Annotated in this window: 8 protein-coding genes; 4 read left to right on the top strand and 4 right to left on the bottom strand. The window is 47.7% G+C overall.

Going from position 1 to position 9,891, the window contains the following annotated elements; all coding sequences use genetic code 11:
* Positions 1-287: 287 nt before the first annotated feature.
* Complete coding sequence (hisIE, locus tag QT984_RS29260; protein WP_333058282.1) at positions 288-938, bottom strand: bifunctional phosphoribosyl-AMP cyclohydrolase/phosphoribosyl-ATP diphosphatase HisIE; 651 nt, start codon at positions 936-938, stop codon at positions 288-290.
* A 327-nt stretch (positions 939-1,265) separates the two neighbouring features.
* Here hisIE and hemL point away from each other — a divergent pair, with 327 nt between their 5' ends.
* A complete protein-coding gene (gene hemL, locus QT984_RS29255) occupies positions 1,266-2,564 on the top strand; it encodes a glutamate-1-semialdehyde 2,1-aminomutase (protein ID WP_333058281.1) in 1,299 nt (432 codons plus the stop codon).
* Between the two features lie 236 nt (positions 2,565-2,800).
* On the opposite strand, the gene QT984_RS29250 is transcribed toward hemL, so the two are convergent.
* Genes QT984_RS29250 through QT984_RS29240 form a run of 3 tightly spaced genes read right to left on the bottom strand, consistent with a single transcriptional unit; the run spans position 2,801 to position 4,022 of the window.
* On the bottom strand, positions 2,801-3,202 hold the full coding sequence (locus QT984_RS29250) for a biopolymer transporter ExbD (protein ID WP_333058280.1): 402 nt from the start codon (positions 3,200-3,202) through the stop codon (positions 2,801-2,803).
* The gene (locus QT984_RS29245) at positions 3,186-3,845 is read right to left on the bottom strand and encodes a MotA/TolQ/ExbB proton channel family protein (protein WP_333058279.1); all 660 of its coding nucleotides are present in this window, start codon (positions 3,843-3,845) and stop codon (positions 3,186-3,188) included. Before QT984_RS29245 ends, QT984_RS29250 begins: the two co-directional genes overlap by 17 nt.
* Positions 3,846-3,860: 15 nt before the next feature.
* Complete coding sequence (locus tag QT984_RS29240) at positions 3,861-4,022, bottom strand: hypothetical protein (RefSeq protein ID WP_333058278.1); 162 nt, start codon at positions 4,020-4,022, stop codon at positions 3,861-3,863.
* A 567-nt stretch (positions 4,023-4,589) separates the two neighbouring features.
* On the opposite strand from QT984_RS29240, the gene QT984_RS29235 reads away from it, so the two are divergent.
* The 3 genes from QT984_RS29235 (at position 4,590) to QT984_RS29225 (ending at position 9,772) form a co-directional block, all read left to right on the top strand.
* Positions 4,590-6,137, top strand: coding sequence for a TonB family protein (locus QT984_RS29235; RefSeq protein ID WP_333375537.1), 1,548 nt, complete (start codon positions 4,590-4,592; stop codon positions 6,135-6,137).
* 90 nt (positions 6,138-6,227) lie between these two features.
* A complete protein-coding gene (locus tag QT984_RS29230) occupies positions 6,228-7,313 on the top strand; it encodes a hypothetical protein (RefSeq protein ID WP_333209350.1) in 1,086 nt (361 codons plus the stop codon).
* A gap of 371 nt (positions 7,314-7,684) precedes the next feature.
* The gene (locus tag QT984_RS29225) at positions 7,685-9,772 is read left to right on the top strand and encodes an acylase (protein ID WP_333375534.1); all 2,088 of its coding nucleotides are present in this window, start codon (positions 7,685-7,687) and stop codon (positions 9,770-9,772) included.
* The last annotated feature ends 119 nt before the right edge of the window (positions 9,773-9,891 follow it).

The following is a 9,891-nucleotide window of genomic DNA, read 5'->3' as shown; positions in this document are numbered from 1 at the left end:
TTAAGAATTGTTTTATAAAAAACAAATCATGCACAAATATGATTTTCTGTCAACTTAATTTAGATGCGTTTACCCTGATTAGTCAGCAGTCATTAGTTATTAGTCATTAGTCATTTGTTGCTGCTATAGCAATCCTACATGAGTCGTAAATTTTTTACCCCACCCCAACCCTCCCCTTAGTAAGGGGAGGGAGTAAGAAATTTACAAATGATTTAGGATGGCTATACCAATGCCCAATGCCCAATGCCCAATGCCCAATGCCCAATGCCCAATAACCAATAACTAATTTATTTTCGTCGATCGCCCAATTTGCGGTAAACTTCTCTCAAATCAACTTGATGGTGAGCCAAAGCAACCAAAGCGTGATAAAATAAATCCGCAACTTCCCCAGCAATCCCCTCTTTATCGTCATCTTTGCAAGCCATCACAACTTCCGCCGACTCTTCGCCAATTTTCTTGAGAATCTTGTTGTCGCCGCCCTCGAACAATTTGCAAGTATAAGAACTTTCGTTAGGATTGTCTCGCCGATCGCAAATTACCGCAAATAATTGAGATAACATATCCCCTGGCGGCGGTTGAATTTCCCCATCAACTTGGTGAAAACAACTTCTTTCTCCCGTGTGACAAGCAATATCTCCGACTTGTTCGACAGTGACTAGCAAAGCATCGCTATCGCAGTCGTAACGCAGCCCTTTGACATTTTGAATGTGTCCCGAAGTCGCGCCTTTGGGCCACAATTGGGCGCGCGATCGACTCCAAAACCAAGTTTGCCCGGTAGAGAGCGTTTTTTGCAGGGACTCCCGATTCATCCAGGCCATCATTAACACTGTACCGTCCAAATAATCTTGGACGATCGCAGGCACTAAACCGCGATCGTCGTAACGAATCTTTTCAATTGGGATCGATCGGCTCAAACTCGATAAATCAGTAGTAGACATAATTTTATTTCAACTTGGTAATATAGATTAACGCTTTCCTGTCGGAGATTGTTTTTTTATTAACCGCAGAGAACGCAGAGGACGCAGAGGAAGAGAGAAGATTGAGCAAGGGATGGCTAAATTGTCAAGAACTATTTTACAAAAAATTACATTTTAGGGCGCTCGGTGCTAGTGCGACAAAGCCTAAAAAACCCAAGCTAGTATTGCTACTGATTGGTTTGTACCCTAAAATCTACTAGAATAGTTTCCTTGAATCGACCTAACCTTTATGTTGAACTGGCTATAAAATTATTCTACCAACAACAGACGTTCACTAAGGAGAAAACATTGGTTTCCACAACCTTGAAAACTACCAAATCAGAAGAAATTTTCGCTGCAGCCCAGAAGTTGATGCCAGGTGGCGTCAGTTCCCCCGTCCGCGCCTTCAAATCCGTGGGCGGACAGCCCATCGTCTTTGACAGGGTAAAAGGAGCCTACATTTGGGATGTTGACGAAAACCAATACATTGACTATGTAGGCACTTGGGGCCCCGCCATCTGTGGCCACGCCCACCCGGAAGTCATCAAAGCCTTGCACGAATCTTTAGAAAAAGGTACGAGTTTCGGCGCACCATCGCTGTTGGAAAACGTACTCGCCGAAATGGTCATCGATGCCGTTCCCAGCATTGAAATGGTGCGATTTGTCAACTCCGGCACCGAAGCCTGTATGGCCGTTTTGCGCCTGATGCGAGCTTTCACCGGACGCGATAAACTGATTAAATTTGAAGGTTGCTATCACGGGCACGCCGATATGTTCTTGGTAAAAGCCGGTTCCGGTGTCGCAACTCTGGGCCTTCCCGACTCTCCGGGCGTCCCGAAATCCACTACTGCCAATACCCTCAACGCTCCCTACAATGATTTAGAAGCAGTCAAAGCTTTATTTGCCGAAAATCCCGGCGAGATAGCAGGCGTAATTCTCGAACCAGTGGTGGGGAATGCCGGTTTTATTACCCCGGATGCAGGTTTTCTCGAAGGTTTGCGGGAAATTACTAAAGATAACGGTGCTTTGTTGGTTTTTGATGAAGTAATGACTGGTTTCCGCATCGCCTACGGTGGAGCTCAGGAAAGATTCGGTGTCACCCCGGATTTGACTACTTTGGGTAAAGTTATCGGTGGCGGTTTGCCGGTGGGAGCTTACGGGGGAAGGCGGGATATTATGGGGATGGTGGCTCCTGCTGGCCCGATGTATCAAGCGGGTACGCTTTCGGGAAATCCTTTGGCGATGACTGCTGGGATTAAGACTTTGGAATTGCTGCAAAAACCCGGCACTTACGAACAGTTGGATAAGATTACTAAAAAACTGTCTGACGGATTGCTAAAAATTGCTAAGGAAACCGGGCACGCGGCTTGGGGCGGGCAAATTAGCGGGATGTTTGGCTTGTTTTTTGCGGCTGGCCCGGTTCACAATTATGAGGATGCGAAGAAGTCGGATTTGACAAAGTTCAGCCGCTTTCACCGGGGAATGTTGGAGCACGGAATTTATCTGGCTCCTTCGCAGTTTGAGGCGGGATTTACTTCTTTGGCTCATACTGAGGAAGATATCGATCGAACTTTGGCTGCAGCGCGTGAAGTGATGGCCAGTATTTAACGTGTGTAGTAAGGATTTTCATCCTTAAAACTCAGGAATAAATAATTAAAGTCCTTGCTGTTTGTTGGCAGTAAGGACTTTAATTTTTAACTGCTTTATCAAATAAAGTCCTGAATCATACAGACTATTCAGGACTACCTTTTAATCAGGCTTACAGGCTTTTTTAGTAAATTTTCACGGGGTAATTCATGTTTAAGGGTGTGAGGGAATTACAAATTAGTAATTATAGGAACTCTCTACTTTGCGGTAGCAATCCCTAACTTAGCTCCCTTAATTCGGCGTAATCGATCCATAACTTCCACAACATTTCCGTGATTGACGCTTTTATCTGCATTCAACACAATTAAGGAGTTCTGATTTGACCCCATTACCTGTCGCACTGTACTCTCAATCTGGTCTAAGTTGACTAACTTTTTATCAACCATTAATTTTCCATTAGCATCAATGGTGACGGTAATTTTAGCAGGCGAGTCCTGAACTTGAGAGGTTGATGCTTTCGGTAAATTTACGGGTAGACCCTCGGATTTGGATAAAGACAGAGAGGAAACAATTAAAAACGTTAATATGGCGAAGACCACATCAATCATTGGCACGATGTTAATCTGGGCAATAGTCTCAGGTTCATCGGGTAGGCGCATAATTAGATTCTCTTGGTAGTTTTTCGTAGCGGTGACGGTACATTAACTCTAGCTGGCCTCCAGCTTCCTGAATAAAAGCTATCTGCTGTAAGTAAAACCCGCGAAACATATTGGCAAATAAGAGTGTAAAGATTGCCACAACTAACCCTATTGCCGTAGAAACGAGGGCTTCGCTAATCCCAGAAGTAACGCCTGCGGCATTGGTGCCCGTGGCATTCCCCAGTTTGAGAGAACTAAAGGTGGTAATTAACCCCAAAACTGTTCCGAGCAACCCAAATAGTGGGGAAAGGCTGATAATGGTGTCAAATATTGTATTGAATCGCTTCAGGATGGGGATTTCTGCCTGAGCACCACTCTCTAAGGCCAAACGAAATTCTTCGATGTTGGGGGAGTCTAATTCTAAAGCTTCTAAAAAAATCCGGGCTAGGGGCAAATCGCTGTTTACTTGTAACTTTTTGATGGCGGAATCGGGGTTTTGACTGTAAAGCTGTAGCACTTCTCGCACGACTCGCCGCTGCCGCCGATTTACCCTAAACCAAAAGGCAAGACGCTCTATGATCAGCGCGACTGCTGCGATTGAGGAGGCAAATAGCGGCCAAGCAACAATGCCTGCGGCGCGAAAAATGTAAATGAAAGCATCCATTGATTTGTACTCTCGCTAGCTCGGTTGAGTGATCGCAAGCTGCCTAATGCTGTAATTAGCCCGATCGAAGGTTGGTAGAGTTTCTGCGTCAAGTCGGCACAAGTGATTCAGGCTGCGAATTGTTTCACTCAAGGGCGATCGCACTACCTGTATGTGACTATCTTCGTCTGTACCCAAAATGCTCCTACTGCGATCCCGATCGAGATCGCGACAGATTGTTCTGCCAGTGCTTCTTTGCTAAATATTTGCGTTAGGACTTGACAATAATCTTCAATAATTTAAAAGATTCTCAACTAGGTTTCCACAAAGTTCAGGGTTTGTCAAGTCATGCGCCACACTTTTAGATAATAATTATCGAACTGATAGCAAAAAAAAATAAGTTTTACTAATTAATTGATTTTTATGAAAAGCTTGAGAATGTGGAATTTTGTTGGTAGATTAGGGGCTAGAGTATTGCATTTAAGGCGTTGTGGAACCTGGCCCTGCCAGAATCAGAACATTGACACCGCCCATAAGAGCCAAGTAGACGCCCCCAAAGAAAATGCTGATTGGTAGCCTCTAGCCCCTATCTCAAAATTAAATAATGAAAATTAATTGCAAGAGTCTTGAACAGGGTGACAGTCTTCTTATAGGATGGGTAGGTTCATCAGTGATAGCAAGCTCAACCCGCAGTTGGTAGCTTGTTTCGGGTGATGTCGGGGAGCCAGCGAGGATGTTGCCATCCATAAAGGAGAGTGAGAAGGCATGAGTTTTTCAAATATTTCGGCGACGCAAAGACAACAACAAGAAGAAGCTCTCAAAAAAGTTCTGGCGATCAGTCTGTTAGCCTCAACCTTACTGCACGGTGTCGCGCTGCCGTTGAGCCTCAAGTTCGTCAAACCTGCTGAATTTGAAGAGGATGCAATTGAAATTGTTGTGCTTGATGAGCCAAAAGTAGAGGAAACCCAGCCAGAGCAGACTATTCCAGAAAAAGTATCTCCCCCGCCTGAGACGTTGAAACCAGAACCGCCACCAGAGCCAACTCCCGCAGAGGAGCCACCGGTAGCGGTAACGCCACCGCCGATTCCAGAGGAGCCACCAGTAGCGGCAACGCCACCGCCGATTCCAGAGGAGCCACCGGTAGCGGTAACGCCACCGCCGATTCCAGAGGAGCCACCGGTAGCGGTAACGCCACCGCCGATTCCAGAGGAGCAGCCAGTAGCGGCAACGCCACCGCCGATTCCAGAGGAGCCACCTGTTGAGGTAACGCCACCGCCGATTCCAGAGGAGCAGCCAGTAGCGGCAACGCCACCACCAACTCCTATCGAGCCTTCCCCCGCACCTCAAGAGGATTTCAATTCCCCAAAAACTCCTCAAACCCCGATCGCTCAGGAACCCGAAACCCCCTCGCCCGATCCTCCAAAAAGCGAACCACCCGTTAGCGACTCCCGCCCCAAGGGTGCTGCGAGTCTCCCAGACTTTACAAAAGATGCTGGAAATCTCAACTCCTCAGACAGCCCTGAAAACCAGCCGCCTGCTTCGGCGGGTAGCGGGGAACCTTCCTCAGAGCCATTAAATCCTTCTTCCGGGCCCCTACAGCGATCGCCCGCGGCTGGCCCGCCAGTCACAGCTACTAGGCCAGGAGGCGGTAGTAACTCTGGAAATGCGATCGGGGATCTCACAAACCCCTCCTCCCCTGATAGCCCCGGAGGAAGTGCGTCGAACTCACCATCCGGTGCCCGCGAAAATGGCAACATACCTTCTGATGAGCCATTTGCGGCTGGTTCGGGGCGATCGCCCCGATCGCCTGCGGCTGGCTCCCCAGTCACGGCCACCAGGCCAGGAGGTGGCGGAAATTCGGGAAGTGCGATCGGAGATTTAGGAAACCTCCCCTCCTCTGGTAGCCCTGCAGGAAGTGCATCGAACTCATCACCCGGTGGAGGTGGAAATGGCGGCGGGGGTTCGTCACAGCCATTTGGCAGCGGTTCCGGGCCAATGCCAAAACCGACAAATCCAGGAAGAGGGGGGAGTCCTTCGCGCCCTGCCGGCGCGCCTCTGGCCACTTGCATTAGTGGCTGCGGTAAACCTGAATATCCGATCGCAGCCAGAGAAGAAGGGCGCCAAGGCCAAGTGGAACTCATTTGTGACATTGACCCCAACGGTAAGACATCCAACATCAAGATATTGACTCCTAGCAAATACAACGACTTGAATCGCGCAGCGATGAAACAAGTACAAGAAAGGAAATATGCCCCATCAGAGAGTGGCATTCAAGGGGAAAGAATAGTCATTATCTTCCGGCTCACTGACTAGGGATTTTATTGAGACTATAGCAATTTGGCTGGGAATTCTATAGCACCGTCCAAGGAATAGCAAAGTTAAAAGTTGAATTTTTTGTGAATTATGAATGTGGGAATGTCGTCAGCAATATTAAGTAAACTTCAGCGAGTTGGACTCACTCTATTACTTGGTACCAACTTGGGAATGGCTTTGTTGTTTGCCAACCCTCACAGCGCAATGGCAGGAGTAATTACTTTACCCGATGGCGGACGTTGCGAGGGAGAATTGAGTGAGGGAAAACTCAGCGGCCCCGGCATGTGTCAATATGCCAACGGCGATCGCTACGAAGGCTCTTTTCTCAACGGCCAACCTCACGGTCAAGGAATTTATACCTTTAAAGAAGAAGGTAAATATCAAGGAGAATTTGCCTTGGGTGAATTCAACGGTAAAGGTGTCCGCGAATTTGCTAACGGCAACCGCTACGAAGGTACTTTTAAAAACGGTGAGTTCGACGGTACAGGCACTTTTACCTCGACTAACGGCATTCGTTACGAAGGCTCTTTTACGAGTGGTTCTCCCAGCGGTCGTGGGGCTTTTACGTTCAGTAATGGCACTCGATGCGAAGGAGATATTAAAGAAGGAAAAGTTAACGGCAAAGGCGTCTGTCAATATGCTAATAAGAACCGCTACGAAGGAGAGTTGCTGAATAACTTGCCTCACGGACAGGGAATTTATACCTTTGCGGTCGGAGGCCGTTATGAGGGGCAATTTAGTGAAGGGCAATTTCACGGTAAAGGGGTTCGCGAATATCCGAATGGCAACCGCTATGAAGGAGAGTTTGTCAAGGGCAACACTCAAGGTCAGGGGTTGTTTACTTTTAAAGAAGGAGGACGTTATCAAGGGCCGTTTGACAATGGAGAATTTAGTGGTGAAGGTGTCCGCGAGTTCGCCAATGGAGATAGCTATAAAGGCACTTTTGTCAAGGGTAAGATGAGCGGGAAAGGAGTTTACGTTTTTAAGAATGGCGATCGCTGCGAAGGCGAATTTAGCGATGGTCAGTTCAACGGCAAAGGTACCTGCATTTACGCCAATGGCGATCGCTATCAAGGTGAATTCCTCAACGGCCAGAAACACGGGCAAGGTTCCTACATTTATGCAGATGGAACGAAAGTAGAAGGAAATTGGCAACAAGGTCAAATTAAAAAATAACCTTATAACCTATCTCGCCCTACTTGTTTACCCCCCCTCCTCACCAATAACATAAGGCGCTTTACAGTAGGCACAGCGGCGTTTTATAGCGCTTTTCAAGTTGGTGAGCTAGCGGAGGGTTTTTAATTTCACATCCGATTTACACAGGGTCTTTTTTAGGATTTTCTGGATAGCTCGAAGAAAAGTTATTTTTTTAACTGCATATCGACTCAGATAGACGTAGATAGATTACATTTTGGGGCAACGGATTTGGTATAAATTTTTCCCTTGTTCTCCATAAAAGGGGTTTAAATCCTCGGCGTTTTGTTCATGCAGCTTGTTTAAAAGGCTGCAATTTCTCAGTTTAAACCACCCTAGCCAATTAATTTCCAGTGTTTCTACAACTAAAAAAACAAGACCGACGGATTGTTTCGTTATTAATGAGTTTTATTTTAGTTTTGCTTCTAAATAATGGGGTTCAATCCTCGCCTCAAACAGGCACTCAAATTCTTTGGGATACCTATGGAATTCCACATATTTACGGAGAGAATACTAAAAGCCTTTTCTACGCTTTTGGGTGGGCGCAGATGCAAAGTCACGGTAATCTGATTTTGCGTCTTTACGGGCAAGCTCGCGGACAAGCTGCGGAATTTTGGGGTGAAGATTATCTGGAATCCGATCGCTGGGTGCAAACTATGGGAATTCCTAATCGTGCAAAGGCGTGGTATGAATCACAAACTCCCATTTTTCGCAACTATCTCGATGCTTTTGTTGGGGGAATGAATGCCTATGCAAAAGAACACCCAGAGGCGCTCACCGAAGAATTAAAAGTAGCATTGCCCCTCAAACCGGTAGATGTATTGGCACACGCGCAACGTGTCATCAATTTTACTTTTATAGTCGAGCCAGATAGCGTTGAAAATCTCGCCGAAAATGATACCCCCAAAGGCTCTAATGGTTGGGCGATCGCTCCTTCGCGTTCTGAAAGCGGCAATGCCATGCTATTGGCAAATCCTCACCTTCCTTGGTCGGATTTATATTTATGGTACGAAGCGCAACTGGTTGCCCCAGAAATTAACGCTTACGGAGCGACTCTCGTCGGATTTCCTGTATTAACGATCGCCTTTAATGACAACTTGGGGTGGACTCATACTGTCAACACTCACGATGGCTGGGATGCCTACGAATTGCCCCTCGCTAACGATGGCTATCGCTTCGATGGCGAAGTCCGAAAATTTGACAGAGAAGAGAAGGTTTTAAAAGTCAAAGAAAAGAATGGAAATTTGCGATCGGAATCTCTAGTCGTGCGGCGTTCTGTTCACGGGCCGATTATCACAGAAAAGCAGGGCAAAGCGATCGCCCTGCGCGTTGTCGGACTCGATAAACCAGGAGCCCTTCAGCAGTGGTGGGATATGGCACGATCAAAGAATTTTTCTGAATTTGAAGCCGCTTTAAAGCGCTTGGAAATTCCCATGTTTACCGTCATGTATGCCGATCGTGAGGGGCATATCATGCACTTGTTTAACGGTCAAGTCCCCATACGCAAAAAAGGAGATTTTAAATACTGGTCAGGCAGGATTCCAGGCAATACCTCAGAGACTTTGTGGAGCAAAAATCATCCCTATGCGGATTTGCCGCGCGTTGTCGATCCGCCCAGCGGTTGGTTGCAAAATACTAACGATCCTCCTTGGACGACGACTTTTCCCAGCGCGATCGCACCGGATAAATATCCCGCCTACATGGCACCGCGCGGCCCGATGGACTTGCGATCGCAGCGATCGGCAAAAATGCTGTTAGAAGATGCAAAAATCTCTTTCGATGAATTGATGCAATACAAACATTCCACTCAGGTAGAACTCGCCGATCGCCTCCTCGATGATTTAATTCCCGCCGCACGGCAAGGCAGTGAAAAAGCGCGCCGCGCTGCGGAAGTTCTCGCCACTTGGGATCGCAAAGTCGATGCTGACAGTCGCGGTGCGGTGCTGTTTGCCTTTTGGAAAAAAGCGATGGATGCTGATGAGTTATTCGCCAAACCTTGGAGCGAAGATGCGCCGCTAACGACGCCAGACGGGTTGGCAAATCCTGCGGAGGCGGTGCGGGTGCTGTCCGCGACAGCAACCAAAGTTGAGGCGACTTATGGCGCGTTAGATGTGGCATGGGGGGAAGTCTTCCGATTGCCTGGGGTGGCGAATCTGCCGGCAAATGGAGCTGACGGTGCTTTGGGTGTATTTCGCTCAGTCTGGTTCGCTCCTGGGAAGGACGATCGCTTTCAAGCGGTTGCAGGCGATTCTTTTGTCGCTGCGATCGAGTTCTCCAATCCGGTGAAAGCGATGGCGCTAAACAGTTACGGCAACGCCACTCAACCTGGCTCGCCCCACGCAGGCGATCAGTTGCAGCTTTTTGCTCGCAAGGAATTGCGCCCTGTATGGCGATCGCGATCGGAAATTGAAGCTCACCTAAGTTCGCGCCAAAAACTATAGCAGAAGGCAGAAGGAAGAAGACTTCTGTGCGCCGTTTCCCCTTGATATCAAATCCGGTAGCATCCGAATTATTCCTCTCTGTATTCTCTCCCTCTGCGTTCTCTGCGCCCTCTGCGGTT

Origin of the sequence: Microcoleus sp. Z1_B2 (genome assembly GCF_036700325.1) — a bacterium.
GTDB lineage: Bacteria > Cyanobacteriota > Cyanobacteriia > Cyanobacteriales > Microcoleaceae > Microcoleus.
The sequence above is the reverse complement of the archived record's forward strand: the minus strand, read 5'-3'. Positions and strand labels throughout refer to the sequence as shown.